The 24,888-nt window shown below is 58.5% G+C and carries 24 protein-coding genes; 8 read left to right on the top strand and 16 right to left on the bottom strand.

Annotation, left to right across the window (positions count from 1 at the left end; genetic code table 11):
- Positions 1 to 2: 2 nt before the first annotated feature.
- The 3 genes from DHN55_RS13220 to DHN55_RS13230 form a co-directional block, all read right to left on the bottom strand.
- Positions 3 to 1,676: an MFS transporter gene (locus DHN55_RS13220; protein ID WP_108881967.1), complete on the bottom strand. Its 1,674-nt coding sequence runs from the start codon at positions 1,674 to 1,676 to the stop codon at positions 3 to 5.
- 109 nt (positions 1,677 to 1,785) lie between these two features.
- Positions 1,786 to 2,814 (bottom strand): betaine--homocysteine S-methyltransferase, encoded by a 1,029-nt coding sequence (gene bmt / locus DHN55_RS13225; protein WP_108881968.1) that lies wholly within the window; start codon positions 2,812 to 2,814, stop codon positions 1,786 to 1,788.
- A gap of 80 nt (positions 2,815 to 2,894) precedes the next feature.
- Positions 2,895 to 3,734, bottom strand: coding sequence for an MBL fold metallo-hydrolase (locus DHN55_RS13230; RefSeq protein ID WP_108881969.1), 840 nt, complete (start codon positions 3,732 to 3,734; stop codon positions 2,895 to 2,897).
- Positions 3,735 to 3,831: 97 nt separating this feature from the next.
- Between DHN55_RS13230 and DHN55_RS13235 the strand changes: the two genes are divergently transcribed.
- The gene (locus DHN55_RS13235) at positions 3,832 to 4,299 is read left to right on the top strand and encodes a DUF1203 domain-containing protein (protein WP_108881970.1); all 468 of its coding nucleotides are present in this window, start codon (positions 3,832 to 3,834) and stop codon (positions 4,297 to 4,299) included.
- A 4-nt stretch (positions 4,300 to 4,303) separates the two neighbouring features.
- On the opposite strand, the gene DHN55_RS13240 is transcribed toward DHN55_RS13235, so the two are convergent.
- The 5 genes from DHN55_RS13240 to DHN55_RS13260 form a co-directional block, all read right to left on the bottom strand.
- A complete protein-coding gene (locus tag DHN55_RS13240) occupies positions 4,304 to 4,975 on the bottom strand; it encodes an NAD(P)H-binding protein (RefSeq protein WP_337660274.1) in 672 nt (223 codons plus the stop codon).
- Positions 4,976 to 5,009: 34 nt separating this feature from the next.
- Positions 5,010 to 5,951 (bottom strand): DmsC/YnfH family molybdoenzyme membrane anchor subunit, encoded by a 942-nt coding sequence (locus DHN55_RS13245; protein WP_108881972.1) that lies wholly within the window; start codon positions 5,949 to 5,951, stop codon positions 5,010 to 5,012.
- On the bottom strand, positions 5,951 to 6,706 hold the full coding sequence (locus DHN55_RS13250; RefSeq protein ID WP_108881973.1) for a 4Fe-4S dicluster domain-containing protein: 756 nt from the start codon (positions 6,704 to 6,706) through the stop codon (positions 5,951 to 5,953). Before DHN55_RS13250 ends, DHN55_RS13245 begins: the two co-directional genes overlap by 1 nt.
- The gene (locus tag DHN55_RS13255; RefSeq protein ID WP_108881974.1) at positions 6,703 to 9,564 is read right to left on the bottom strand and encodes a molybdopterin-dependent oxidoreductase; all 2,862 of its coding nucleotides are present in this window, start codon (positions 9,562 to 9,564) and stop codon (positions 6,703 to 6,705) included. Before DHN55_RS13255 ends, DHN55_RS13250 begins: the two co-directional genes overlap by 4 nt.
- Positions 9,565 to 9,783: 219 nt before the next feature.
- A complete protein-coding gene (locus tag DHN55_RS13260) occupies positions 9,784 to 10,797 on the bottom strand; it encodes a hypothetical protein (RefSeq protein WP_337660275.1) in 1,014 nt (337 codons plus the stop codon).
- Between the two features lie 301 nt (positions 10,798 to 11,098).
- Between DHN55_RS13260 and DHN55_RS13265 the strand changes: the two genes are divergently transcribed.
- Complete coding sequence (locus DHN55_RS13265) at positions 11,099 to 11,725, top strand: VTT domain-containing protein (RefSeq protein WP_108881976.1); 627 nt, start codon at positions 11,099 to 11,101, stop codon at positions 11,723 to 11,725.
- Positions 11,726 to 11,743: 18 nt separating this feature from the next.
- Here the strand turns inward: DHN55_RS13265 and DHN55_RS13270 are convergent, their stop codons facing one another.
- Positions 11,744 to 12,637 carry an EamA family transporter gene (locus DHN55_RS13270; RefSeq protein WP_108881977.1) on the bottom strand — a complete coding sequence of 298 codons (894 nt, stop codon included), beginning with the start codon at positions 12,635 to 12,637 and terminating at the stop codon, positions 11,744 to 11,746.
- 172 nt (positions 12,638 to 12,809) lie between these two features.
- Here DHN55_RS13270 and pdxR point away from each other — a divergent pair, with 172 nt between their 5' ends.
- Both pdxR and DHN55_RS13280 read left to right on the top strand, forming a co-directional pair.
- Positions 12,810 to 14,309 carry a MocR-like pyridoxine biosynthesis transcription factor PdxR gene (gene pdxR, locus DHN55_RS13275; RefSeq protein WP_108881978.1) on the top strand — a complete coding sequence of 500 codons (1,500 nt, stop codon included), beginning with the start codon at positions 12,810 to 12,812 and terminating at the stop codon, positions 14,307 to 14,309.
- Positions 14,310 to 14,316: 7 nt separating this feature from the next.
- Positions 14,317 to 15,222 carry an aminotransferase class IV gene (locus DHN55_RS13280; RefSeq protein WP_108881979.1) on the top strand — a complete coding sequence of 302 codons (906 nt, stop codon included), beginning with the start codon at positions 14,317 to 14,319 and terminating at the stop codon, positions 15,220 to 15,222.
- Positions 15,223 to 15,238: 16 nt separating this feature from the next.
- Here DHN55_RS13280 and DHN55_RS13285 read toward each other — a convergent pair whose 3' ends face one another.
- Both DHN55_RS13285 and DHN55_RS13290 read right to left on the bottom strand, forming a co-directional pair.
- Positions 15,239 to 15,658 carry a phasin family protein gene (locus tag DHN55_RS13285; RefSeq protein ID WP_108881980.1) on the bottom strand — a complete coding sequence of 140 codons (420 nt, stop codon included), beginning with the start codon at positions 15,656 to 15,658 and terminating at the stop codon, positions 15,239 to 15,241.
- A 136-nt stretch (positions 15,659 to 15,794) separates the two neighbouring features.
- Positions 15,795 to 16,262 (bottom strand): Lrp/AsnC ligand binding domain-containing protein, encoded by a 468-nt coding sequence (locus DHN55_RS13290; protein WP_108881981.1) that lies wholly within the window; start codon positions 16,260 to 16,262, stop codon positions 15,795 to 15,797.
- Between the two features lie 140 nt (positions 16,263 to 16,402).
- Between DHN55_RS13290 and ald the strand changes: the two genes are divergently transcribed.
- Positions 16,403 to 17,521 carry an alanine dehydrogenase gene (ald, locus tag DHN55_RS13295; RefSeq protein WP_108882502.1) on the top strand — a complete coding sequence of 373 codons (1,119 nt, stop codon included), beginning with the start codon at positions 16,403 to 16,405 and terminating at the stop codon, positions 17,519 to 17,521.
- 94 nt (positions 17,522 to 17,615) lie between these two features.
- On the opposite strand, the gene DHN55_RS13300 is transcribed toward ald, so the two are convergent.
- Positions 17,616 to 17,960: a hypothetical protein gene (locus tag DHN55_RS13300; RefSeq protein WP_337660276.1), complete on the bottom strand. Its 345-nt coding sequence runs from the start codon at positions 17,958 to 17,960 to the stop codon at positions 17,616 to 17,618.
- A 275-nt stretch (positions 17,961 to 18,235) separates the two neighbouring features.
- A complete protein-coding gene (locus DHN55_RS13305; protein WP_108882503.1) occupies positions 18,236 to 18,490 on the bottom strand; it encodes a DUF1127 domain-containing protein in 255 nt (84 codons plus the stop codon).
- Between the two features lie 149 nt (positions 18,491 to 18,639).
- On the opposite strand from DHN55_RS13305, the gene DHN55_RS13310 reads away from it, so the two are divergent.
- Both DHN55_RS13310 and xsc read left to right on the top strand, forming a co-directional pair.
- Positions 18,640 to 19,368, top strand: a complete 729-nt coding sequence (locus tag DHN55_RS13310; protein WP_108881982.1) for a WYL domain-containing protein — start codon at positions 18,640 to 18,642, stop codon at positions 19,366 to 19,368.
- Between the two features lie 163 nt (positions 19,369 to 19,531).
- Complete coding sequence (gene xsc, locus DHN55_RS13315; RefSeq protein ID WP_108881983.1) at positions 19,532 to 21,313, top strand: sulfoacetaldehyde acetyltransferase; 1,782 nt, start codon at positions 19,532 to 19,534, stop codon at positions 21,311 to 21,313.
- 93 nt (positions 21,314 to 21,406) lie between these two features.
- Here xsc and DHN55_RS13320 read toward each other — a convergent pair whose 3' ends face one another.
- The 3 genes from DHN55_RS13320 to DHN55_RS13330 all read right to left on the bottom strand — a co-directional run bounded on the left by DHN55_RS13320 (position 21,407) and on the right by DHN55_RS13330 (position 23,937).
- Entirely contained in the window at positions 21,407 to 21,778 is a 372-nt protein-coding gene (locus DHN55_RS13320; protein ID WP_108881984.1) for a hypothetical protein, read from the bottom strand.
- A gap of 80 nt (positions 21,779 to 21,858) precedes the next feature.
- Positions 21,859 to 23,664, bottom strand: coding sequence for a VC_2705 family sodium/solute symporter (locus tag DHN55_RS13325; protein ID WP_108881985.1), 1,806 nt, complete (start codon positions 23,662 to 23,664; stop codon positions 21,859 to 21,861).
- Between the two features lie 12 nt (positions 23,665 to 23,676).
- Positions 23,677 to 23,937 (bottom strand): sodium/substrate symporter small subunit, encoded by a 261-nt coding sequence (locus DHN55_RS13330; protein ID WP_108881986.1) that lies wholly within the window; start codon positions 23,935 to 23,937, stop codon positions 23,677 to 23,679.
- Between the two features lie 291 nt (positions 23,938 to 24,228).
- On the opposite strand from DHN55_RS13330, the gene DHN55_RS13335 reads away from it, so the two are divergent.
- Complete coding sequence (locus DHN55_RS13335) at positions 24,229 to 24,885, top strand: hypothetical protein (RefSeq protein ID WP_337660277.1); 657 nt, start codon at positions 24,229 to 24,231, stop codon at positions 24,883 to 24,885.
- Positions 24,886 to 24,888 lie beyond the last annotated feature (3 nt).

Raw genomic sequence — 24,888 nt, forward strand, 5'->3', positions numbered from 1 at the left:
GATCAGGAGGCCCGGGTAACGTCCGTCAGCGGATCGGCAAGCTCGCGGCCGCCCGGCGGTTGTGCGGTCGGCATCGAGCCGGGCTGGCGTTCGACCATGCGATGCACCACGGCGGGTGCCCCTTCGATATGAAGTTTTTCCACCTGCTCATAGATTGAAGCATCCGCCCTGGTCCGGCGCTGCGCATCGCGGACATAGTCCAGCCAGGTCGGAACGTGAAAGCGCTCCATCCACAATTGTGGGTCCGACAGGTCGCGCAACAGCGTCCAGCGTAAAAACCCGTCCCTGCGGCAGATGCGGCGGCGCTCGTTCATGACGTTCAGGAAGGCCACGACATCCTTTTCGGCAATACGGTGCTCGACCGTGATGACCACCGGGCCACTGCGCGGCTCCAGCGGTACGGCAATGTCCGGTTCGCGCCAGTGGTCGAGAGGAGCAAGGTCGACAGTCTCGATCTGCTGCAACGAACGCACGAGGCCCGGCAAAATGGCCACGGCCATCATCGCCGCAGCGGTGAACAACGCGATCGGTATGGAATAGTGCGAGGCCACATAACCGGACAGCCAGCTCCCGAACGCCATGCCGCCAAATGTCACCATCTGGTATATGGACAGCGCCCGGGCAACCACCCAGCGCGGCGCGGCCATCTGAACAGAGACATTGAACGTCGACAGCGCCAATACCCATCCCGCGCCGGTGAGCATCAACGCCGGCATTGTCAGGATCAATTGCGTACTCGCAGCTGTAATGATGGTACCGGCGAGCACCGCAACCGATGCAACGCGCACAATCCATTCCGTCGAGTATTTCTTGCGCAACCGCCCGCTGGACAGTGCGCCGCCGACGGCGCCGACACCGAAAGAGCCAAGCAACGCGCCAAAGACCAGCGGGCCGCCGGTTATGATATCGCTGGCGACGACCGGCATCAGTGCCGGCACGGCTGCCGCGGCCGCACCGAAAAGACAGCTGCGCAGCAACACGGCACGGATGTTGGGGGACATGGCCACGAACCGAATGCCCGCTGATATTGCAAGGTCGATCCGTTCACGCGGCAGCGTGCGCGGCATGGTGTCCGGCCGCCAGCGCACCAGCACGGCCAGCAATGCTACGTAACTGAGTGCGTTGGTGGCGAAAGCCGCGGCCGCTCCGCCTGCCGCAACGATCGCCCCGCCAACGGCGGGACCGACACTGCGGGCAATGTTGAAACCCATCGAGTTCAGGGCCACAGCGCCGGGCAACAGGTCACGCGGAACCATGTCACCGACCGAAGCCTGCCAGGCCGGATTGTTCAATGCGGTGCCGCAGCCAATGAGGAAAGTGAAGCCGATCAGCAGCCAGGGCGTCAGAACTCCGTACCATGCGCACACGGCCAGAACCACGGAGACAATCAACATGAATGCTTGCGCGCAGATCATCACGCGCCGGCGATCGAGATTGTCGGCAATGGCACCCGCCAGCAGCGCAAACAGCATGATCGGCAGCGCGGTAGAGGCCTGGACCAGCGCGACAAATTGCGGCGAGTCCGTCAGCGTGGTCATCAGCCACGATGCGCCCACCGCCTGCACGAGACCACCAAAGTTCGAACTCATGCTGGCCAGCCAGATAGACCGGAAAACCGGCACTCCCAGGGCCGAGGACGGAGCGGAATCCGGACTGTCTTCTAAATCGTCAGGCATGCACCTTTGTCAGGCCATCCGCGCCGATTTGCAAGGTCGCGACAGGGCTTACCGGAAATATTGCTGAAAGACGCGGGCCCGTGACGCCTAGATGGTCACAAGACCTGCACTACCCCCGGCGCCTGCCCCTGCCCTCGCGGCCGCGTCGGGCAGCGCCCTCGGCGGCAGTGTCCGTGCCGTGAGCCAGGGCGGAGACCTTGCCAAGCTTTGCCTCGACCTGATCGACCGTCGGACGGGCACCACCTGAATAGGTTTCCAGCGACGTGCGCATGGCGCGCACGTGCTCATAGGTCGTGCCGCAGCACCCGCCGATGATCTTTGCACCTGAATCAAACGCCAGCCGGGCATAATCGGCCATCAGTTCCGGCGTGCCGTCATAGTGGATGTGGCCATCCATCCAGGCGGGGATGCCGCAGTTGCCCTTGGCCACCACAATGGCGCTGCCATCGGCCTCGGTCATGCCCAGCACGGTCGCCACCAGTTCAGCAGCACCGGTGCCGCAATTGGCGCCGATGGCGTCTGGCGCGACCTGCTGTGTCGCCGCGAGAGCCGCGTAGGCCGCAGGTGTCAGTCCCATCATGGTGCGGCCATTGGTGTCAAAGCTCATGGTCGCCACCACCGGCAAGCTGGTGGTGCGAGCCCCTTCAAGGGCGGACTTGAATTCTTCTTCCGAGGAAATGGTTTCGATCCACAACACATCCGCGCCGCCTGCCTCAAGCGCCTGGGCCTGCTCGGCGAATGCCGCGACACCCTGTTCGTGGGTCATTGTGCCGACCGGCTCAAAAATCTCGCCCGTCGGACCCATGGAGCCAGCCACGATAACCGGGCGATCCACCGCGTCCGCCTCCATGCGGGCAAGCTGGGCCGCCTTCATGTTGAGTTCGCTCACGCGGTTTTGAGCATCATGCAGCTTGAGCCGGTAGGCGTTGCCGCCAAACGAATTGCTCAGCACGATGTCGGACCCTGCCTCGATGAAGTTGCGGTGCAGCGCGCGAACCCGGTCGGTGTGATCTTCATTCCACAGTTCCGGGGCGTCGCCGGACTGCAAACCCATTGCGAACAGGTTTGTGCCGGTGGCCCCGTCGGCCAGCAGCCAGTCACGGGAATTCAGGAGATCGAGAAAGTTTGCACGGGCCATGATTTGTAGGACTCACCTTGTCAGAATTGGAGCCCTCACATAACACATAAAGATTTCTTTATGTAGTTATTTCTGGACTGTTATGCTGTGAAGCTTTCGGCAGAAAACCGCAGGTCCATGCGCTCGTTCACCGGCACTTCGCCTGTACGGGGCTCATCCTTCAACAGCATGGCCACCACATTGCGCAAGGCATGCAGGTCGCCGTAGCCCAGTACTGGCGCATCATCGACACCATTTTCCGGCTGCCCGTGTGCACAGACAATCTGCACCTGTTCCGGCAGGTCGTCGAGCAACTGCTCGCAGATACGCAGATAGTCACGCAGTGATGCGCCCGGGGTCTGGGCATACAAGGCACCGCAATAAATGAAATCCGCCGCGTACAACCGGCTCCGCTCCGCCTCCCACAGCGATACAGAATCCGGCGAGTGCCCCGGCGTGTGCAGCACGTGCAGCGACCGGCCCCCTACTCTGACAACCTCATCGGGCGCAATCCAGCGGCCCACCTCAAATGTCGGCACCGGTACCGCTTCGCTTGCGCCCAGGAACATCTCATCGGTCGGGGTCAGTGTGCCATTTGTCTCGATGGCGCGCAGCATTGGCAGGTCGGCCACCGTGGCCGGCCCAAACGCATGGATATTGCCGAGATGATCAAAATGCATGTGGGACGGAAACGCGTCCACGCGCGCCCGGCCATGGCGCGCGACCAGGGGTGCAATCGACCGTCTGCCGGAGCCGGTATCAAACAGCAGGCTGTCATCGCCGTCCGATATCAGATAGCTCCAGTTGCGCTGGTGATAGGCAGGTTCACCAATGGCAATGGTTGCATCATCGATCGCCTTGACGCCGAACCAGCCATCTTCCAGCAGCACATCATCTGCCAGCGTAATGGTCTCTATTGCCACTTCAAGGTTTTCGCGCATGGGGTGACCGGATGTCCTGGTTGGCAGCTTCCGTAAATCGGGTCGTCAGCCAGATCATTCAATGCCATCGTGGGCCATCAATCAAGGAGAGCAGCACATGAAAATTCGTTATGAGGCCATTTCGACCGACACCGCGCGCAGTCTCCAGAACGGGGATCCGGATGCATACGGCAATCTACCGGAACGCGCCGTATCAGATGGCAGCCGGATACCGTGCCGGCACTGCCTGAAACTGGTCGATGAAGGTGACGAGTATCTGATTGTGGCGCATCGCCCGTTCGGCAATCTGCAACCCTATTCGGAAACCGGGCCGATTTTCCTGCACGCGGATTTCTGCGAGCGCGCCGCGGCGGACGCAAAGCTTCCGGACATGCTGGACAGCCCGGCCTACCTGGTGCGCGGCTATGATGCCGGCGAGCGGATTATCTACGGCACCGGCCAGGTGGTTCCAACCGCTGACATCGGCACTTATGCCGGAGCCCTGCTGAAAGACGACAAGGTTGAATTCGTGCATGTGCGCTCGGCAGAAAACAACTGCTTCCAGTGCCGGGTGGAGCGCGACTGACCGATCAGTCTGCCAGCGTGTGAAAATCATCCCAGCGCAGAGTTTCGACACCTGACTTGTCGAGCCTGGCGTTGAGCGCGATGGCCGTGCCCAGGGTCGCGACCTTTATGCCCCGGTATTTGGTGCGCGGCCCGGTCAGCAGGAAGTTGAGTTTCGGCCAGCCCCACAGTGTCAGTGCCTGCGTCAGGCCATAGCGGTTTTCAGGTGTCAGGATCATCGACGGCTGGAAAAGGCTCAGCCGCTCAAAATCCAGCGCTCTCAGTGCGTCTTCCAACTCACCCTTGGTGCGCAGGAAAAATGAACGCGACCTGGAATCCGACCCGATTGAACCGAGCAGTTGAAAATGCTTCACGCCCGCCTTCCTGCAGGCGGCAGCGAAATCCAGCACCGCCAGCTTGTCTATGCGGACAAAGTCCTCGCGCGACACCTTTGAAGGTTCGCCGACACCGAGCGTGCAGATAGCCGTCGTGTGACCATCCAAATGCTCTGCGTAGGAAGCTGCACCGAAAATATCTGCGTTGTGCTGGCGCAGGCCCTCATGTGCGACGCCTTCGACAGGCCGTCGGCCCAGCAAAGTCAGCCGGGCGAGTTCGGGCATCTTGACGAGCGTGGACACAACTTCAGTGCCAACAGCTCCGGTCGCGCCCAGCATCACTATGTTCAGTCTTCTGTCCATGTTCCTGTTCGCAGACGCTGCTCAGGTCAGCCGGCTACACGCTCTGCTCACCGTAAAACAGCGAGACAACATGCTTTGCCTGCGCAAAAAACAACCAGCGCTCGACGATTGCTGCAATGCCCGACAATACGACCGCGAGCACGGCAAATACCGGCGCTGCATCACCTTCAAAGCCAAACGCCGCCCACACCAGCACAAGCGCTGCAGCCAGGCAGCCCCCGACAATCATGCGCAGTTTCCGGGCGTGCTTGCGCGCAACCCTGAAACCCATTTCCGACTGGATGTAGTTCTCCGACGTATGCGGCAATTCCCACTGGCGCACATCGCTGCCGAGACCGGTGGCATCGCCCATGGTGTAGATCGGCTTCATATTGTCGATACTGGCCCAGTAAACCAGCTTGGCAATAGCTGCCAACACCAGCGCAACGATGGTGATGACACCGAGTGCGGGAATGCCGGAACGGCCGAACACACTAGCCAGTGCAAACAGCAAGACGGCGCCGGTGGCAATCGAGAAAATCAGGTAGACCGGCACCACCATCCAGTGCCGCCAGGCACGGATTGTCGCCAGCGATGCATAGATCATTGCGGTGCACACCACCGTCACCATGGCCAGGATGGCCGTGAGGATGCCCAGAACCATCAACAGGCTTTCATTGCTGTCCGGCAACACCCACAGCAATCCGAACAGGCAGGCGGGAATATAGGTGGCCACTGCCAGCACGCCTTCGCGTGACAGCCACGAAGACCGCCACTGCGAAAACGCCCGCCAGGCACGTTCCGGGTGACCAAGGTGGAACGTGGATGACAACAACCCGACGGTGATCAGGCCGAGGGCCAACAGCATGGACACGGTGCCAAACCAGAAGTCAGAAGCGCTGCCATGACTGGCACCGGTCAAACCCAGCAGCGCCAGCAGGCCATAACCGGCGCCGGACGCAGTGGTGAACAGGATTACGGAATATGCGGGATGCATTAGCTCAGGACCTCGTCAATCCAGGAAAAGACGCGCTCTGCCAGCGAGCCGTCACCCTTGCCGACCGTTTCCAGCGGTGTCGACTTTACACCGCCTGCCTTGTCACGGCGCGGCCGCGGCGGCAGGTACTTGTTGACCGGCTTGTAATCCATCTGCGGCAGCAGGTCGAAGCCGCCGCGGGCATTGACCAGCTTTGATACTTTGGAGTTTTCGTCCCCCAGATCACCGAAATGGCGGGCACCCGTAGGACACGCCCGCACGCATGCCGGCTGGCGGTCTTCCGGTTCCAGGTTTTCATTGTAGATGCGGTCCACACACAATGTGCACTTCTTCATCACGCCGTCGTCCTGGTCGTACTCGCGCGCGCCGTAAGGACAGGCCCATGAGCACAGCTTGCAGCCGATGCAGGTATCCGGGTTGACCAGCACGATGCCGTCTTCCTCACGCTTGTAACTGGCACCCGTCGGACAAACGGTGACACAGGCAGGCGTTTCGCAATGCAGGCAGGAGCGCGGGAAATGCAGGCCGCGGGCATTGTCACCGTCGCCGGTTTCGTAGCCGTGAATGCGGTTGAGCCACGCACCTGCCGGATCAGGCCCGTAAGGTTCAAGATCAGTGAGCGGCGCCGAGTAGCCCTGTGTGTTCCATTCCTTGCACGACACCGCACAGGCCTGACAGCCGACGCAGGTATCAAGGTCGATGACCAGGCCGAGCTTCTTCTGTCCGGGCTTTGTCGTATCTGGAAGGGTTGTCATGACCTGGCTCCCCGCAGCGCCCGCGAGCCGATTTTCATGGCCGCCTTGAACAGGCCCGGCGGCCGCTTGGTGGCCTCAAATTGCGGTTCCGTCATTTCCGCGCCGTCCGCCTTTTCAACGCGCACCCGAAGGTCGTACCACGCCGCCTGCCCGGTTACCGGATCGGAATTGGAATAGCGGTAACCGTCGCCGCGTGCCGGCAACAGGTCGGAGATGATGTGGTTGAGCAGGAAACCCTTCTTGGCTTCCGGCGCATTCTTGTCAAGGTTCCAGGCCCCCGACCGCTTGCCGATGGCATTCCAGGTCCACACGGTGTCCGGGTTGACCCCGTCCATCAGTTTCAGCTGCACCTTGATGCGGCCGTGGTGGCTGGTGACATGCACCCAGTCGCCGTCCTTCATACCGAGTTTCTTGGCCCGGCCACGCTCCATGTAGAGCCAGTTGCGGCCCAGAATCTGGCGCAGCCAGGCGTTCTGCGAACCCCATGAATGGTACATCGCCATGGGCCGCTGGGTGATGGCGTGCATTGGGAATTCGCGGGCATCGGTCATGGCTTCTTCAAACGGCGCATACCACATCGGCACCGGGTCGAAGAACGACTCCACACGACGGCGGTGCACCTGCGGCGGCACGACGTCGCCATGGCCGCGCGCGGCCTGGCGGAACTTCTGCATGGTTTCGGAATACAGGCTGAACATGATCTGGTTGGCATTGGGGTTGAAGCCGAAGCCCTGCGCCCATTCCAGGTAATCCTTGTTGGCCATGCGGTAGTAGCGCATGTGTTCCGGCAACTCGTACTTCCAGAAACAGCCGTTCTTGATGTAGTCGTCAAGCTGGTTCGGATTGACTTCGCCGGTGCCCTGCTTGCTGCCGTCTGCGCCCCTGAATCCGGCCAGCGGACCAATGCCCGGGCCGCGCTCGTGGTTGACAATATAGTCAGAATAACCGCCGGGGTATTTCGGCGTCATGTCTTCCTTGACCATACCCGGCAAACCCAGCCGGGCACCGAGATCCAGCATCACTGTCTGGAACGGCCGTACATCGCGGTCCGGCTCAACGACAGGCCGGCGAATTGAATCAGCCGGACCATGGGGTTCCGAAATGGGCCGGTCCAGCATGGAGATACAGTCCCAGCGTTCCAGATAGGTCGTGTCCGGCAGGATCAGGTCGGCATAGGCCACGGTCTCTGAGTAATAAGCATCCGAATAGATGAATTTCGGGATCACATAGTCCCCGGTCTCTTCATCAATTTTGGTCAGGTGCTCCATGATACCGGTGGTATTCATGGAGGAGTTCCAGCCCATGTTCGCCATGTACATGAACAAGACGTCGATACCATACGGGTCCTTGTTGGCCGCGTTGGTGATGACCGTGTGCATCAGGCCATGGGCGGCAATCGGCGCATCCCAGGAATAGGCCTTGTCGATGCGCCGGGGCGAGCCGTCGTCATTGACCAGCAGGTCTTCAGGTCCGGCCACAAAGCCAAGCGGCGGACCGGGCAGCGGCTTGAGCGGATTGACCTCGCCGACCTTGCCGGCCGGCCTCAGGCCGGGAGGGGCTGCCTTCGGGAATGGCGGCTTGTAAAGGAAACCGCCCGGCACATCGATGGTGCCCAGCAGAATCTGCAGGATGTGAATTGAACGGCAGGTATGAAAGCCGTTGGAGTGGGCCGAGATACCGCGCATGGCATGCATGGACACTGGCCGACCGGTCATCTTGTCGTGTTTGTTGCCATGGGTATCAGTCCAGGCAACGTCCAGTTCGAAGGCCTGCTCAAAGGCGGCGTGGGCCAGTTCGCCGGCAATGCGTTCGATGGTTGCAGCTTCTATGCCGCAATGAGTTGCAGCCTTTTCGGCAGAATACTCATCGGAGAGATAGCGCTCGGCAACAAACTGGAATGACGGTACGCCGATGCGCTTGGTCTTGCCGGGCAGTTTCACTTCGCCGTGCAGCGCCACCTGGTCTGCCTTGTCGACGGTCACGGGCTTTTTGGACTTCGCATCCAGCACCAGTATCTTGCCATAGCGGTCGCGTGCGATCAGGCCGTCGTCTGCCGCGCCGGGATCACGGATGACCAGGTGACCGGCATTGGTATAGCGGGCCAGGTAGTCGAGGTCGATCTTGCCTGCCTTGAGCAACTGGTGCACCAGCGCACCGACAAACAGTCCGTCGGTGCCGGGGCGAATGCCGACCCATTCATCTGCAATGGCGGAATACCCCGATTTCACCGGATTGATCGATACGATCTTGGCGCCGTTCTTCTTCAACTTGCCAAGGCCGGTCTTGATCGGGTTGGAGGCGTGGTCCTCGGCGACACCGAACAGCAGGAAGTACTTGGTGCGATCCCAGTCGGGTTCACCAAACTCCCAGAACGAGCCGCCAAACGTATACAGGCCAGCGGCCGCCATGTTCACCGAACAAAACCCGCCATGGGCGGCAAAATTCGGGGTGCCGAACTGGCTTGCCCACCAGCCGGTGAGTGCCTGTGACTGATCGCGCCCGGTAAACAGCGCCAGTTTTTTAGGATCGGTCGAGCGAACCTCGGACAACCAGGTGGTTGCCGTCCTCAGTGCTTCGTCCCATTCAACCTCGCGGAATTCACCAGAGCCGCGCGGGCCAACCCGCAGCAGCGGCTTGGTCAGGCGGGCCGGTGAATAATGCTGCATGATGCCGGCAGAGCCCTTGCCGCACAAAACACCCTTGTTCACCGGATGGTCGCGGTTTCCCTCAATGTATTTGACCGTTCCGTCTTTCAGGTAGACCTTGATGCCACAGCGGCAGGCGCACATGTAACATGTGGTGGTTTTCACCTCATCCCAGGTCTTCAGGTTGAGATCGACTTTGGGCTCGCTGGCCATGGGCGCAATACCATCCGCAGTTTTAAATGGAAGACGACTTCGATGGTCAAACTAGCAGAGCGCTGTGCCATCGCAATAGCACCAGCCGCGGCAAAGCGACCAACCAGATGGCATTTATTGAAACAAAAAGTCTCAATAATCAAAAATTGAAATGCGTATAATCAAAAAGGGCGCCGCAATCCTGCGGCGCCCTTTGTCTAAACTGCTGTGTTCGTCAGGCTATTCGAGAATTTCACCTGCGGCGACCCAACGACCGAAGTTCGGCAAGTCAAGCGTCGCACCATAACGGTCGGTTTCCCGTATTGTCTGGGTGCCAAAGCGATGCGTGAACCCGGCCATGATTGTATGTTCGGTGAATTCCGCCGAATCCGGGCTGCTTTTATCGAAGTGTGCGCCGCGATATCCGACAAATACATTGCTGTCGCCAAGAATCGGCAATCCCGCAATCATCGTATCGTAGCGAACACCCCATTCAAGGATTGTCATGTCCGACGGAGTTATCTCATTGAAATCATTTTGCCCATCCACATAAGCGATTTCAGCCTGCACGCGGGTATCGGGGTCCATGAACCAGCGAACAATGCCACGACCAAAAAAAGCGTCCCGCAAGGCATCGCTGTCTACTATCGTCGAACTGTCTGACGATGCACCATCAATGTAACCGCCCTGAACGTAGAGAGTGAAATCGCCTGCATAGAGCTGTGCCTCACCGCCAACTGCGTAGTAGCTGAAGTCTCTGGTGCTGTCGCTACCATTATCATCAGACGCTCCACCGCCAAACGATGCAAATGCACCGAACAACCCTGAATTCGGGTCTCTCCATGACAAATGCCCACCAGCCAGGAACGAGTGCGAAAAATGATCGTCCTCTCGCGAACCGGCCAATGCCTCAGAGGCATACTCGAACTCGACATCCGTCTGGATTGACAAATTCTCGCCAAGAGGCAGGCTCAATCGCCCGGTCAGACCGGAAACCAACTGGGAGTCGCCATCATCGAAATCGACACTGCCATCGCTGTCGTAGAAAGTGATCCCGGAAAAGGATTCAACCTCGCCGCCGACAACCAATCCGCGAATAGCCTCCTCGGCATCGAAATCCGCAGCGCTAACGCTGTTGGCTGACACTGCCAGCGCTATCGCCATTGCCGAGGTTGCGATTAGTTTTTTCATTATTTTTACCCTGCCCACTGATTTGAGTCGTGTATTTTTGAGTTGTACGGAGGAAAAAGCCATAACTGGCGGACCAGGTCAACGTGGTACACCGGCATGTGATGACTATTTTAGAAACCGTGACTTTTCTGCCACACTTCCAAAAGCACAAGCGGTGCTGATGAGTATCGCCCGGAATTGATCTGACGTGTGCAGATCATCACACGGACAAGTATCCTGGAGTGTTAGTCTGTCGCGGCGCGAGCATCACTAGTTCGGGACGGATACCGGCATTACCAGGCACCAGGAAAACAAAGACACGATCTGTGAATCCAGCAGCAAACCTGCCGGATTTGCATGGCGAACGTTTGCCGGTTTCGGCCTGATGCTGGCATTGCTGCTGGGCGGCGGCGCACTCGTGTGGTTCCTGAAGGATGGCACCAGTGCTCTTTCTGGCGACACATTGGCGGCCTACATAAAATCCTGGGGTATCTGGGGAAAACTGGGCGTTGTCGGGCTGATGGTGGCGCATTCGTTCATTCCGTTTCCTGCAGAGTTCGTCGCAATCGCGGCCGGCATGTGTTTCGGTACAGTGTGGGGAACGCTGCTGACCTGGGCGGGCGCCATGATCGGCGGGCTTGTAGCTTTCGGGATTGCCCGAAAGCTGGGCCGCCCGTTCGTTGCCGACATGCTGAAGCCCGAACAACTGGCGAAGATCGACAATGGAGCGGGCATAACAAGCGTACCGGCGATGATCGGCGTGAGGCTTATGCCGGTGATCGCCTTCAACCTGATCAATTACGGTGCCGGGCTGACCGATGTCAGCTGGTGGCGTTTCACCTGGACCATGGCAATCGGCATCCTGCCGCTGACACTCCTGATGGCGCTGCTCGGCGACCAGATGCGCGAGCCGACGATCGCCGACTGGATGGCGCTGCTTGGCGCAAGCGTAGCGATGCTGACAATCGTCCTGCTTGCCCGGCGCATTGGCACCCGCGGAACCAGCAACTAGACCGGTTGCTTCACCAGCTCAGCGCCTGGCAATCGCATGTTCGCGAAACACCACGTAAAGGCCCGCACAGATGGTGATGACAATGCCCAGAGCGGCGAGGCCGTTGGGCAGGTCTGCAAACACCAGATACCCGATGATGGTCGCGACCGGTATTTCAAGATACTGCATCGGGGCCAGCGTGGCAGACGGGGCAAACCGCAATGACCACGTCATCAGCAGATGAGCCATGGTGCCGACAACACCAATGGCCACCAGCAATGCCCCGGTGCTCAAGTCAGGTGCAATCAACCGCGTCTCCAGGACGCCGGTGATCGCGGTCAGGCAATAGACCAGGAGCAGGATAATTGTCGCCATGCCGCCGCTGACTGCCTGCAGGGAAACCGGGTCAACCTGCTTGGCAATTTGCCTGGTCACCAGCATGAACAGGGCGAAATCCACCGCGACCAGAAGCGGCAACAGCGCCGGCGCACCAACCTCTGAAAAACTTGGCTGGACGACGAGAAGAGTGCCCAGGAACCCGACAGCACACGCTGCCAGCCGGCGGCTGCCGACCTCTTCGTGCAGCACGAACCGGCCGAGCAACAACATGATGAACGGCATGACAAAGGCGATCGCCACTGCATCGGCCAGCGGCAGAAACTGCAAGGACAGAAACATCGCCCCTACCCCGACAATATGAAGAACTGTCCGGGCAACGGTCAGCCAGACGACACGCCGGGACATCCTGAAACTTCGCCCGCCCAGCAAAATCAGCGGCAGCAGCAAGACTGCCTGCAGGCCAAAGCGCACGATTAACAGTTGCAACAGCGGGACCGTACCGCCCAGCAGCTTTGCTATCGAGTCCCCGACAGGAGCCAACACACAAAATCCCAGCATCAGCAAAATGCCCAGTACAGGCCGATCAACAGTCATCCGCTACCCATAGGCGAAGCGTACGAGTTCAGCAATCGGACCAGATCCCGAATAGGGCAACCAGATGGCCGTCGTTCACCTTTCTGTCACAAACACTGATGACATCTGGTTGTTTTGGCGCTAGCGTGGGTCCAATTTTGTGACGATACAGGTCCAGAGGGGTCCAACTGCAATGCGAGACTGGCTTCTTCAAATCAAACGTGGCGAGTATGCCAGCCTGCAGACCCAGATCAGGGAAGCCTTTGTGTCTGCCATTCTGGACGGCCAGCTGGGCCGCGACGAGCCGGTGCCCTCAACCCGGAAGATGGCAAAAGTACTTGGCGTTTCAAGAAACACCGTCATGCTGGCCTATCAGGGCCTGCTGGACGACGGCTATCTGGTCGCCCGGGAGCGGTCAGGATACTACGTCTCCGACAAGGCTATTCCGCAACAGGCCGCACGGCCGACGCCAACCCAGCGCAGCGGCGCGTCAGAACACGATGCACCGGACTGGAATGCCCGGTTCGCGCGCACACCGGCCACGCTGGAAAACATTGCCAAGCCGCTGGACTGGTCCAGTTACAAATACCCGTTCATTTACGGCCAGGTGGACCATAACCTGTTCCCGATCGCCGAATGGCGCGAGTGCGCGCGCCAGACCCTTGGCAAACGCTGGTTCAATGCCTGGACCGATGATCACGGTTCGCACGACGACCCCCTGCTGGTGGAGCAGATCAGACGGCGTATCCTGCCCCGCCGCGGCATCATGGCCGGCGAAAACGAGATCCTGGTGACACTCGGCGCGCAGCATGCGCTCTACATGATCTCAAGCCTGCTGGCCAAACCGCAGACCAAGGTAGTTGTTGAAGATCCCGGCTTTCCCGATGCGCGCAACATCTTCTCGCTGCACACCAACAATATCCACCTGCAGGAAGTGGACTCACAAGGTATCGTGCCGGAAAACATCCCCGATGACACCGAAATGGTGTTTGTCACCCCCAGCCACCAGGCGCCCACGACCGTCACAATGCCGCTGTCGCGCCGCCTGGAACTCATAGAAAAGGCGCGCAAGAACGACTTTCTCATCATCGAGGACGATCATGAGTTCGAGACCAACTATGTCAATGAACCGTGCCCTTCGCTCAAGTCGCTGGATGATGATGGACACGTTATCTATATCGGCTCGCTTTCCAAATCGGTGTTTCACGGGCTCAGGCTGGGTTTCCTGGTGGCCCCCAAGGCATTCATCGATGAAGCGCGCGCCCTGCGCCGCCTGATGGTTCGCCACCCGCCCAACAACAATCAGCGCACTGCCGCCCTGTTCCTGTCTCTGGGCCACCATGACACCCTGATACGCCGGCTGCACCGGGCCTATCGCGCGCGCTGGGAGATCATGGCATCCGCCATGCAGGAGCATTTGCCAAACTCGACCAAGGTGCCGAGTTTCGGCGGCACAAGTTTCTGGGTGGAAGGCCCCAAGGGATTGGATTCAGAGCGGCTTGCCGCGGCGGGACGCGAACAGGGCCTGCTGATAGAGCCCGGCCGCATCTTCTTCGGCGGCCCAAATCCGCCGCGCAACTTCTTCCGACTGGGGTTCTCGTCGATAGATGAAACGCGTATCGAGCCGGGTATCGAGTTGCTGTCAAACCTGATTGACCAGGATCTGGACCTGGGCCAGGCCGCTGCGGAGTAGTTTGCCGATGAGCACTGATTTTTCAAAAGGCGCTGCCTGGATGGACGGCAAAATCACGCCCGTATCCGAGGCGAAAATCTCCGTACTGGACTGGGGTTTCACACGGTCTGACTGCACATATGATGTGGCCTCGGTTCGCAACGGCGCCTTCTTCCGGCTGAACGACTACCTTGAGCGGTTTCAGCAATCGCTTGCCAAGGTGCGCATCTCAGTTCCCCAGAAAACAGAGGAGATGCGCGACATCGTTCACAGCATCGTTGGCCGTTCCGGTTTACGGGATTCCTACGTGGCCATGGTGGCATGCCGCGGGGTTCCGCTTGTTCCCGGCACCCGGGACCCGCGCCAGTGCGGCAATCATTTCTTTGCCTGGTGCATTCCTTATGTACACGTAATCAAACCTGAGATTGCAGCGCGCGGCGCACATCTGTTCGTGCCGCGCGATGTGCGCCGCATCCCGCCCGACAGCGTTGATTCCACAGCCAAGAACTATCATTGGGGCGACATGACCAAAGGCCTGTTCGAAGCCCTGGATGCGGGTTTCGACACCGCCATGCTGCTTGATCACCGGGGCAATGTCACCGAAGGCCCCGGTTTCAATGTGTTTTCGCTGAAAGGCAATTGCGTGCGTACACCGGACACCGGCGTGCTCGAAGGCATAACGCGGCGAACTGTTCTTGAATTGTGCGGAGAACTGGGCCTGGAAACAGAAGTGCGCCCGGTTTCGCTCAGTGAGTTCATGGAATCCGATGAAGTCTTCACCTCCAGCACCGGCGGTGGTGTGGCACCGGTCACAAGGATCAATGAACGGGTGTTTTCGAACGACGCTCCCGGACCTGCGACGAGGCGCATTTCGGAAACTTACCTGTCATGGTTTGACCGGCCGGAACACCGCCAGCCGGTCACTTACGCATAATTCGGCAGTTGCTCAATCACGCCGCCTTGGTGTCATCGTCGTTTGCGTTGGCCGCCTTGAGCACCTTGCTGGTGGTTTCCGCCATCTCCTCGGCTTCCACTTCCACTTCGCGAACGAATTCTTCAACTGCCTCGGTGCCGGTCTCAGCCATGTTGCGGGCATGGTCCATGTAATTGTTCATCGCCGTGGAATAAAAGTCGGCCCACACGTCCATGATTTCCATGGGTGTCTTGCAGCCGGACAGGCGTTGCGGCATGGCAAAATCTTCCGACAGGCGCTGCTTCATGAACGCGGCATATTTGCCCTGGCAGCTGCTCAGGGTCTTGATCGCATCCGCGCTGTAGCGGCCGGCAAAATCCATGGCCGTTCGCGGTAGCTCACCGGCTGCATCAATGGCAGCTTGCGGGGCAGACGATGTGGTGGTTTTCTGTTTCATTAGGGCCTCCTGATGGTTGATGAAAACTCAAGTTGCCCCCCGGCCGTCGAACTCCAAGAATAGGCAGTACCGCATGTCAAGAAGATGACCGAGATCAAATGTTGCATAAAAAAGACGTATAAAAACGATCCGGCAGTCAGACCGGCAGGCCGGCCCATGGTTTGACGGTCCTGAGCGCAAGTGATGACTGGATACGCGCCACGCCCGGCAACCGGGTTATGGCCCGGCGATGGATGCGTTCATAGTCAGCCGCACTGGAGACTGCGATGCGCAACAGGTAGTCATACTGACCGCCCATGAGATGACATTCGAGAATGTCGGGCAGCCGGCGAACCGCATTTTCAAAGGCTTCGAGATTTTCCTCGGTTTGCGCAACCAGGGAAATCTCGACGAAGAATTCGATACTCAGGCCGAGCTCTTCACGGCCCAGCTGGGCGCCATAGCCACTGATCATGCCGCGCTGTTCCAGAAGCTTTATACGGCGGTGGCATGAGGACGCAGACAGATTGACCAGATCGGCCAATTCAACCACAGAAAGCGAGCTGTTGGCCTGGAGCTCTCGCAACAACCGACGATCTGCCTTGTCCAGGTCAGCGATACTCATTCTGAAAATTCCCCATTCATTGAAATTTTATCCGACAAAATTTGTTAAACACAGAATATTTGATAATAAATTCGACCACAAGAGATGTATCCTCGGGCCGGAAAACAAGCCAGACAATGCGATATCAGGAGGAAACGGCGATGCTGGTCGGTGTACCAAAAGAGATCAAGAACAAGGAATTCCGTGTCGGTATGACACCGACGTCGGTTCGCGAAGTGGTCGACGCCGGCCACAAGGTGATGGTTGAGACCGGCTGCGGTGTCGGCATCGGCATGGATGATACGTCCTACCGCAAGGCAGGCGCCAAGGTCGTCAAGACCGCAGCAGAAATATTCGCCAAGGCGGACATGATCGTGAAGGTCAAGGAGCCACAGGCCAGCGAGCGCAAAATGTTGCGGGAAGGCCAAATCCTGTTCACCTATCTTCACCTGGCGCCCGATCCAGCCCAGACCAAGGACCTGGTCAAATCCAAAGCCACCTGCATCGCCTATGAAACCGTGACCAGCCCGACCGGCGGCCTGCCCTTGCTGGCACCGATGTCGGAAGTAGCAGGCAGGCTGTCCATTCAGGCCGGCGCCTACTATCTGGAAAAGGCGCACGGCGGACACGGGCTCCTGCTGGGCGGCGTACCCGGTGTCGACCCGGCCAAGGTGGTGATCATCGGCGGCGGCATGGTCGGGCGCCATGCAGCACATATCGCGCTCGGCATGGGGGCGGACGTATGGGTGATCGACAGAAACGTGGATGTCCTTCGCTCGCTGTGGGCGCAGTTCGACCGCCCGCTCAATACGGTTTATTCGACCAAGGATGCTATTGAACGGCACTGCGCCGAAGCCGACCTGGTTGTCAGCGGCGTGCTGATTCCAGGTGCTGCCGCACCAAAACTGATTACGCGCGACATCCTGAAGACAATGAAGGCGGGTTCGGTCATCGTGGATGTGGCCATCGACCAGGGCGGCAGTGCGGAAACGTCCAAGGCCACCACCCATGACAACCCGGTCTATGTGGTCGACGATGTCATTCACTATTGCGTGGCCAATATGCCGGGCGGCGTGCCGAAAACATCAACCTACGCGCTCAACAACGCGACGCTGCCATTCATCCTGCAGATTGCGAATCGCGGATGGCGCAAGGCGCTGACCGAAAACAAGCACCTGATGGCCGGGCTTAATGTGCACGCGGGCCATGTGACCTACAAGGCGGTTGCCGATGACCTGGGCTACAAGTTCACAGCGCCGGAAGAAGCAGTTCGCATATAGCCTGAGACGCCGCACATGGTTTGAGAAAACGTCGAAGGCAGCGCGGATTACTCCGGCTGCCTTCTTCGTTTTCAGAGATTGCTCTCTTCTGCTCTTAGTAGAAGAACCTGTCGCGGCAGTTGTAGTAACGGTTCCACCAGTAGCGGCGACCGGTGCGACGGGCTTTCCGCTTCAGCCAATGGCAATTGCGGAAACCGTAGCCGTGACCCCAGCCGTAGCCGTGGCCCCAGCCCCATCCATGACGCCAGCGGCGACCATGACGATGCTTGCCGCCGACCAGAACAATGCCGGTCTTTGCCGCAGGTGCGGCAGAAGTTGTGGCAACAGCAGCGGCTGCGGATGACATGCCGCCGACAACGGATGCGTTGGCCGATGGTACGGCGGCAAATGCGGCAGCGGTTACAATCGCGGCTGCCATCAGGTTGGTCTTGTTGATCATGACTTCTTTTTCCTTCTTCTTGTTTTGTGACCGGCTGTCCCGGCCATCGTTGAAATGCAAACTAGCCGCATGAACACCCGCAGAATGTGCACATGATCACATGCCGTTCACCTGTATGTGATTGAGCCGGATGAGCCTGAGAACGCGAAAAGCAACACAGGGTCAAGCTACCCCGTGTTGCTCTGCTACGCTGAAAACGATCGGATTGATGGCTGCCGGGGTACAGGCACAGGACATGCCGGTCTGGTAAACCGGACGCGCGGTACCGGCACTTTCTACTGCCTGGGACCGGCAAGCCGCGACAGCTCACGGGTCGGATCATGCAACATCGATCCATTGAGTGCGTGGATCACGTCCGAGCGGGACAGGCCGATATCGGCGAGCTCGTGATCATCCATCTCCAGCAATTGCGCGGCTTCTCGGCGGTGGCGCACCAGCCTGGCAACTGCGCTCAGAACTTCAACAATCCAGTGACGCCGCTTTGTGCCGGTTGCAGCGTCGGTACGATTTGTATGAGTGGTGGTGGTCATTTTCGTTTCTCCTTCTGTTATCTGGAAACCACCATGAACCACCCCTGCTGACAGCATATTGTCAGCATGTGGCGGGCACTCCTGACAGCATGATGTCAGTAGGCTTATGCTAGGTGTCAGCAATCGATAACAAGGAGACGCCAGGTTCCATGCGCCGTGCCGACAGACTGTTCGAAATCATCCAGTTCATGCGCCGTCAACCGCTGACGCGTGCGCGTGACCTGGCCGAAAACTTCGAGGTTTCGGAACGCACCATCTATCGCGACATCCAGGATCTAATGACATCCGGGGTGCCGATCGAGGGCGAAGCCGGGATCGGCTATGTGCTGCGCGCCGGATATGACCTGCCACCACTAATGTTCAAGGAAACCGAAATTGAAGCGCTGGTGCTGGGCGCGCGTATTGTGCAGTCCTGGGCCGACAAGGAGCTGGCAGACGCTGCCACCGATGTGATTGCCAAAGTCGAAGCTGTGTTGCCCGATGCGTTGCGGGCCTACATGACCAATACGGCCCTGCTGGCCCCGTCCGAACACTATATGGCACCGCTCAAATTTGAACTGGGAGAGTTGCGAAACGCGCTGCGGGAGAACCGCAAGGTGACGATTGGATACGAGGATGCACGCGGTGATCCTACGAACAGGCAGGTCCGTCCGCTGTCGCTGGCCTATTTCGGCCCGGTCTGGCTGATGGCCGGCTGGTGCGAGCTTCGCGATGATTTTCGTACTTTCCGGCTCGACAGGATCGGCCAGTTTGAAGTCGCTGAAGACCGTTTCAAACCTGAACCCGGCAAGATGCTGAGAGACTTCCTAGCCCGTGATGACACATGGATTCGAGGCAGTGAAAAGCTGAAAGACACTCTGGACAGTGAAATTGGTTAATTATTGAGACTAAATATCTCAAATTTTGGCATCTGTCCATTACCTTTGGTGAATCTGGCACTGGCTGGCACCACAAACCCACACTAGAACACCCTCCACGGGTTGATTGATTGCCCGTGATAGCGCGCGCGGTATCCCGGCAGCACAGGAGAGGTAGTTTCCAATGAAGATGACAACAGAAGAAGCATTTGTAAAAGTCCTGCAGATGCACGGCATCGAACACGCGTTCGGTATTATCGGTTCAGCCATGATGGCGATTTCCGACCTGTTTCCCAAGGCGGGCATTAATTTCTGGGATTGCGCACATGAGTGTAATGCCGGCATGAGCGCGGACGGTTACACGCGCGCCACCGGCAAGATGTCAATGATGATTGCCCAGAACGGCCCTGGCATCACCAACTTCGTTACTCCTGTCAAAACCGCTTACTGGAACCATACGCCTTTGTTGCTGGTGACCCCGCAGGCTGCCAACAAGACCATCGGCCAGGGTGGCTTCCAGGAAATCGAACAGATGAAACTGTTTGAAGACATGGTCTGCTATCAGGAAGAAGTTCGCGACCCGTCACGCATGGTGGAAGTACTCAATCGCGTGATTGAACAGGCATTCCGTCTTTGCGGTCCCGCACAGATCAACATTCCTCGCGATTACTGGACGCAGGTTATCGACATTGACCTGCCGCAGATCGTTCGCCTTGAACTGCCAAGCGGCGGCAACCAGGCAATCGATGATGCAGCCAAGCTTCTGTCGGAAGCCAAGTTCCCTGTCATCCTGAACGGCGCAGGCGTTGTTATCGGCGGCGCCATCCCGGCTTCTGCTGCACTGGCTGAAAAACTGTCGGCACCGGTTTGCTGCGGCTACCAGCACAATGACGCTTTCCCCGGCTCGCACAAGCTGTCGGTCGGTCCGCTCGGCTACAACGGCTCCAAGGCCGCCATGGAACTGATTGCCAAGGCAGACGTGGTCCTGGCGCTGGGTACCCGCCTCAACCCGTTCTCGACACTGCCGGGCTACGGCATCGACTACTGGCCAAAGGATGCCAAGATCATTCAGGTCGACATCAACTCGGACCGTATCGGCCTGACCAAGAAGGTCACCGTTGCCATCCAGGGTGATGCCAAGGCAGTTGCTGAGCAGTTGCTGGACCGCCTGGCCCCGACGGCCGGCAATGCCGGACGTGAAGACCGTGAAGCCCTGGTCCATCAGAGCAAGTCGGCCTGGCTGCAGCAATTGTCCTCCATGGACCATGAAGACGATGATCCGGGCACCAACTGGAACGAACGTGCCCGCGGTCGTGAGCCTGAGCGGATGAGCCCGCGCATGGCATGGCGTGCCATTCAGAAGGTACTGCCGAAGGAAGCCATCATTTCTTCCGACATCGGCAACAACTGCGCCATCGGCAACGCCTACCCGACCTTTGAGAAGGGCCGCAAATACCTGGCTCCAGGACTGTTCGGTCCTTGCGGGTATGGTTTCCCGGCCATTCTGGGCGCCAAGATCGGCTGTCCGGACACCCCGGTCGTCGGCTTTGCCGGTGACGGTGCATTCGGCATCTCCATGAACGAGATGACAGCCTGCGGCCGCAACGACTGGCCGCCAATCACCATGGTGATCTTCCGCAACTACCAGTGGGGTGCTGAAAAGCGCAACACGACCCTGTGGTTCGATGACAACTTTGTCGGCACCGAGCTGAACCTGGGTGTTGAATATGCCAAGATTGCCGAAGGCTGTGGCCTCAAGGGTGTCCAGGTGACCAGCATGGACCAGCTGTCTGCGGCACTGGAAGATGCGATTGAAGGCCAGATGAAGCGCGGTGAAACAACCTTCATCGAATGTGTCCTGAACCAGGAACTGGGCGAACCGTTCCGCCGCGACGCCATGAAGAAACCTGTTTCTGTTGCAGGTATTGATCCCAAGGACATGCGTCCGCAACAGTCCCGGGTGTGACCCCTAATACTGTAACGGCATCTAAACCTGTTATCGGCAGCCTGCGTTCTTCACGGAACGCGGGCTGTTTTCATATGTATGCGATGGGTGCGCTTACGGGCCGGAACTCTTTGTGAACACCGTGTAGAGCATTCGCGCCACCTCACCTTCCAGAGGAAATGACAGCATGCCCATGACCGAATAGCCGAGCAGCCACGGCATCAGGTAAAACCGGACCATGTAGAAGAACCATGCCACGAACAGCGGCACCAGCGGCTTGATCAGGAAACCCGGTGTGACAGGTGCGAAGAACCTGATGATCGGGTCCGTGGATTTCACAAACACCTTCATGAAAAAAAAGTCGGAGTCCTCGGCAAGAAAGATGTTCATGGCGGCGCGGCCGATCAGCGTCCACATGACAACGCCAAGTGCGTAGTCAATGACCACGATCCAGACCGAAAAGCTATCCAGTGGATTGTTCTCCATGAAGCACCAACTGCCCTTTCAAGAAACCTGAAAAAGGCGGGGCTTTGACAGCCCCGCCTCTCATTGTTGCAGTCGAAGCGCTATTGGACGCGCTCGAGAACGGTCTTGCCTCCCGGCAGCCGGGTCTGATCCACCATGTCCTGTATCTCCTTGCTTGGTTCCGGTGTCATCAGTGACACGACAACCATGGAAATCAGGCTGACCGGCATGCCGATGATGCCGAAGCGCAGGCCATCAAGGCCGGCAATCTGGCCACCACCGTTCTGGATGTAGATCAGATACAGCGTACCTGACAGGAAACCGAGCACCATGCCGGCAATGGCACCTTGCCGGTTTGCCCGTTTCCACCACACCCCGAGTACCAGCGGGAAGAACAGCCCGGAACAGGCAAAACAGAATGCCCAGGCAACTGCACCGAGAATCCCGGTCAGCTTCAGTGATGCCACCAAAGCACCCGCAACACCGATAAACACCAGCAGGATCCGAGCCGCCATCAGACGCTTTTTGGTGTCTGCCTTGGGATCGATGATCTTGTAGTACAGATCGTGTGACAGGGCATTGGCGATCGCCAGCAGCAGGCCATCCGCAGTGGACATGGCAGCCGCCATGCCGCCTGCAGCAACCAGGCCGGAGATCACATAAGGCAGGCCGGCGATTTCTGGTGTCGCCAGAACAACGATGCCGCTTCGCATGAAGAACTCGTTGATCTGCAGAATACCATCACCATTGCCGTCAGTAACCTTGAGCATGCCGACGGCATCCCAGTTCTTGATCCACTCGATGTTGTTCACATCTGCAATGGACTTGCCGATGATGCTGGTCGCGAGTTGCGGGTCAAGAAGCTGCAACTTGGTCAGCGTGGCCAGGGCCGGTGCTGTGAAGTAGAGCAGGAAGATGAACAGCAATGACCACCCTACCGACCTGCGGGCCGCACGCACCGACGGTGTCGTGAAATAGCGCATCAGGATGTGCGGCAGCGATGCCGTACCGGCCATCATGCACAGAGCCAGCGTGAAGAACCGCCACGAGTCATAACCGCCCTGCGGCGAGTTGTGCAGCGTGGTAAGTGCCTTCAGACCGGCAAACGACTCGGTTGGAGCCGTGCCGACACCCAGCGTGGTTTCCAGTTCGGCAATACGCTGAACGGCGTCTCCGTAGCCGAAATGCGGAATCAGGCCAAAGCCCTGCACGTTGGACATCCAGATCACCGGCACCAGATAGGCAATGATCAGCACGATGTACTGTGCCACCTGGGTCCAGGTCACACCGCGCATGCCACCCAGCATCGAACACACCAGAATGCCGGCTATTCCAAACCAAACACCGACCTCGAACGGAATGCCGAGGGCGCGAGAGGCAATGGTACCGGTCGCGTTGATCTGCGCTGTCACGTACGTGAACGAGGCCACCACGAGGATAACGACCGCACAAAAGCGGGCCGTGTTGCCACCATAGCGCGTTCCGATGAAGTCCGGCACCGTATAACAGCCAAACTTGCGCAGGTAAGGCGCCATCAGCGAGTTCACCAGAACATAGCCGCCGGTCCAGCCGACAACGAAGCCCAGGTAAGGATACCCGCCAAAGTAAATGCCGCCTGCCAGCGCCACGAACGAGGCACCGGACATCCAGTCCGCTGCTGTCGCCATGCCATTGTACAAAGCCGGCACTTCCCTGCCCGCCACATAATATTCCTCCACTTGCGTGGTACGTGACAGCCAGCCAATCAGTGCGTAAATGGCGATGGTGAACAACAAGAACATAACGCCGATGAGACGGGCACTTGCTCCAAGCTGTTCAAAAATTGCCATAAGGGCGAAGAATCCGAGAAACCCCAGCGTGTACACTCCATACACTTTGCCAAGGTTGTCAGTGAATTTACCTTGCATTGTTCCTCTCCCCTATTCTTCGACGCCGAGTTCATCGTCGATTTGGTCCTGTCTCCAGTTTTGGATCCAGATCAGGGCCACAAAAATCGCCAATGAACCTTGCACGCAGAAATAATATCCAAGCGGAAAGCCCATGAACGACATCCCGTTCAGGGCCTTGGCGTTCCACGGCACTATGAAGGCAAAGACAACCCAGACCACCAAAACGATAATGGTGAGCGTTCGCGTCTTCTCCCAGTGTCGCTGCGCGCCTTGTGCGTTTTCGTCAGACATAATTGCTTCCTCCTGGACCAGGATGATCCTTGATCGAAACAATCAAGAATCGAAACCTGATCGCTAAGTGTTGTTTGGATTGGGGCGGCGGCGTAAAATCGCCTGAACTGTATGTGACCCCTCACCAGTTCGCGTTGATTTATCGCGTACGCTGCAAATTAGCGCATTTATTTGAGGTCGTGACAACGTAAACAAAGGTTTAACACACGGTAATGTTCCGTATGGGGTCGAGTTTTCGCCGCAAACCGGCTAAATTCTGCGAAGGATCCGGGGAAATTGAGCAACGCACTGTTGGATAAAATATCAGCATTGTCCCGATTGATCGGCTCCAGCATGGCGTTCCGGAGCGATTCGCTTTCACTCGACAATATCGACGGACTCGAGAAATTCGTTGCGGGCCGGGCTGCTTTTGTCTCCCAGAAAAAACTCTACGGCTACCTGAAAGAGCGTATCGGCACACGCTGGCCGTCAATGTTTGAAGACGAGGTGTTCAGGACCTCAATCGCCACCGCGTCGATGCAGGTGTTCGCAGCCAGCCTGTCCGACCTGACCATTCATGCCGTGGCGCATGCGCTTTCGGACTCTTCGGCGCCGGACGAGGTCAAGGCTGGCCTTGCGCACCAAATCTATGTGTCGGGACTACAGAAAAACCAGGAAGAGGCGACTGAAGATTTTGACCGGGACCAGGTAATTGCGGAATTTGACCGCCGGCTGCAGGGAACCGACTGGAACTTCGGGGCCTTGCTGCCGGAAAACTTCACCCGGTCTCCGGCAGCACTTTTGAAGTGGGCTCCCATTGCGGACAGGCACAAGAAATTCGACGCAGAGATCGTTGAAAACTCCCTGAAATTTGCATGGGTGGATATCCGCGAGCAGCTTGCCAGGCGCCTGGATGCAGACGCGATCGCGCGCGAGGTCAGCGCAAACAATCCCCGGCCGGAAGGATGAAAC

Source organism: Anderseniella sp. Alg231-50 (assembly GCF_900149695.1).
In the GTDB taxonomy this organism is placed as follows: domain Bacteria; phylum Pseudomonadota; class Alphaproteobacteria; order Rhizobiales; family Aestuariivirgaceae; genus Anderseniella.

What these genes read in the sequence shown, in the direction of transcription:
- DHN55_RS13245 (WP_108881972.1), bottom strand. Translation starts at nt 5,951, where the DNA reads ATGCATCCCGCATATTCCGTAATCCTGTTCACCACTGCGTCCGGCGCC.
- DHN55_RS13220 (WP_108881967.1), bottom strand. Translation starts at nt 1,676, where the DNA reads ATGCCTGACGATTTAGAAGACAGTCCGGATTCCGCTCCGTCCTCGGCC.
- ald (WP_108882502.1), top strand. Translation starts at nt 16,403, where the DNA reads ATGCTGGTCGGTGTACCAAAAGAGATCAAGAACAAGGAATTCCGTGTC.
- DHN55_RS13235 (WP_108881970.1), top strand. Translation starts at nt 3,832, where the DNA reads ATGAAAATTCGTTATGAGGCCATTTCGACCGACACCGCGCGCAGTCTC.
- DHN55_RS13250 (WP_108881973.1), bottom strand. Translation starts at nt 6,706, where the DNA reads ATGACAACCCTTCCAGATACGACAAAGCCCGGACAGAAGAAGCTCGGC.
- DHN55_RS13325 (WP_108881985.1), bottom strand. Translation starts at nt 23,664, where the DNA reads ATGCAAGGTAAATTCACTGACAACCTTGGCAAAGTGTATGGAGTGTAC.
- bmt (WP_108881968.1), bottom strand. Translation starts at nt 2,814, where the DNA reads ATGGCCCGTGCAAACTTTCTCGATCTCCTGAATTCCCGTGACTGGCTG.
- DHN55_RS13230 (WP_108881969.1), bottom strand. Translation starts at nt 3,734, where the DNA reads ATGCGCGAAAACCTTGAAGTGGCAATAGAGACCATTACGCTGGCAGAT.
- DHN55_RS13260 (WP_337660275.1), bottom strand. Translation starts at nt 10,797, where the DNA reads ATGGCTTTTTCCTCCGTACAACTCAAAAATACACGACTCAAATCAGTG.
- DHN55_RS13265 (WP_108881976.1), top strand. Translation starts at nt 11,099, where the DNA reads ATGCTGGCATTGCTGCTGGGCGGCGGCGCACTCGTGTGGTTCCTGAAG.
- DHN55_RS13270 (WP_108881977.1), bottom strand. Translation starts at nt 12,637, where the DNA reads ATGACTGTTGATCGGCCTGTACTGGGCATTTTGCTGATGCTGGGATTT.
- DHN55_RS13320 (WP_108881984.1), bottom strand. Translation starts at nt 21,778, where the DNA reads ATGGAGAACAATCCACTGGATAGCTTTTCGGTCTGGATCGTGGTCATT.
- xsc (WP_108881983.1), top strand. Translation starts at nt 19,532, where the DNA reads ATGAAGATGACAACAGAAGAAGCATTTGTAAAAGTCCTGCAGATGCAC.
- DHN55_RS13310 (WP_108881982.1), top strand. Translation starts at nt 18,640, where the DNA reads ATGCGCCGTGCCGACAGACTGTTCGAAATCATCCAGTTCATGCGCCGT.
- DHN55_RS13240 (WP_337660274.1), bottom strand. Translation starts at nt 4,975, where the DNA reads ATGGACAGAAGACTGAACATAGTGATGCTGGGCGCGACCGGAGCTGTT.
- DHN55_RS13280 (WP_108881979.1), top strand. Translation starts at nt 14,317, where the DNA reads ATGAGCACTGATTTTTCAAAAGGCGCTGCCTGGATGGACGGCAAAATC.
- pdxR (WP_108881978.1), top strand. Translation starts at nt 12,810, where the DNA reads ATGCGAGACTGGCTTCTTCAAATCAAACGTGGCGAGTATGCCAGCCTG.
- DHN55_RS13305 (WP_108882503.1), bottom strand. Translation starts at nt 18,490, where the DNA reads ATGACCACCACCACTCATACAAATCGTACCGACGCTGCAACCGGCACA.
- DHN55_RS13290 (WP_108881981.1), bottom strand. Translation starts at nt 16,262, where the DNA reads ATGAGTATCGCTGACCTGGACAAGGCAGATCGTCGGTTGTTGCGAGAG.
- DHN55_RS13330 (WP_108881986.1), bottom strand. Translation starts at nt 23,937, where the DNA reads ATGTCTGACGAAAACGCACAAGGCGCGCAGCGACACTGGGAGAAGACG.
- DHN55_RS13300 (WP_337660276.1), bottom strand. Translation starts at nt 17,960, where the DNA reads ATGATCAACAAGACCAACCTGATGGCAGCCGCGATTGTAACCGCTGCC.
- DHN55_RS13285 (WP_108881980.1), bottom strand. Translation starts at nt 15,658, where the DNA reads ATGAAACAGAAAACCACCACATCGTCTGCCCCGCAAGCTGCCATTGAT.
- DHN55_RS13255 (WP_108881974.1), bottom strand. Translation starts at nt 9,564, where the DNA reads ATGGCCAGCGAGCCCAAAGTCGATCTCAACCTGAAGACCTGGGATGAG.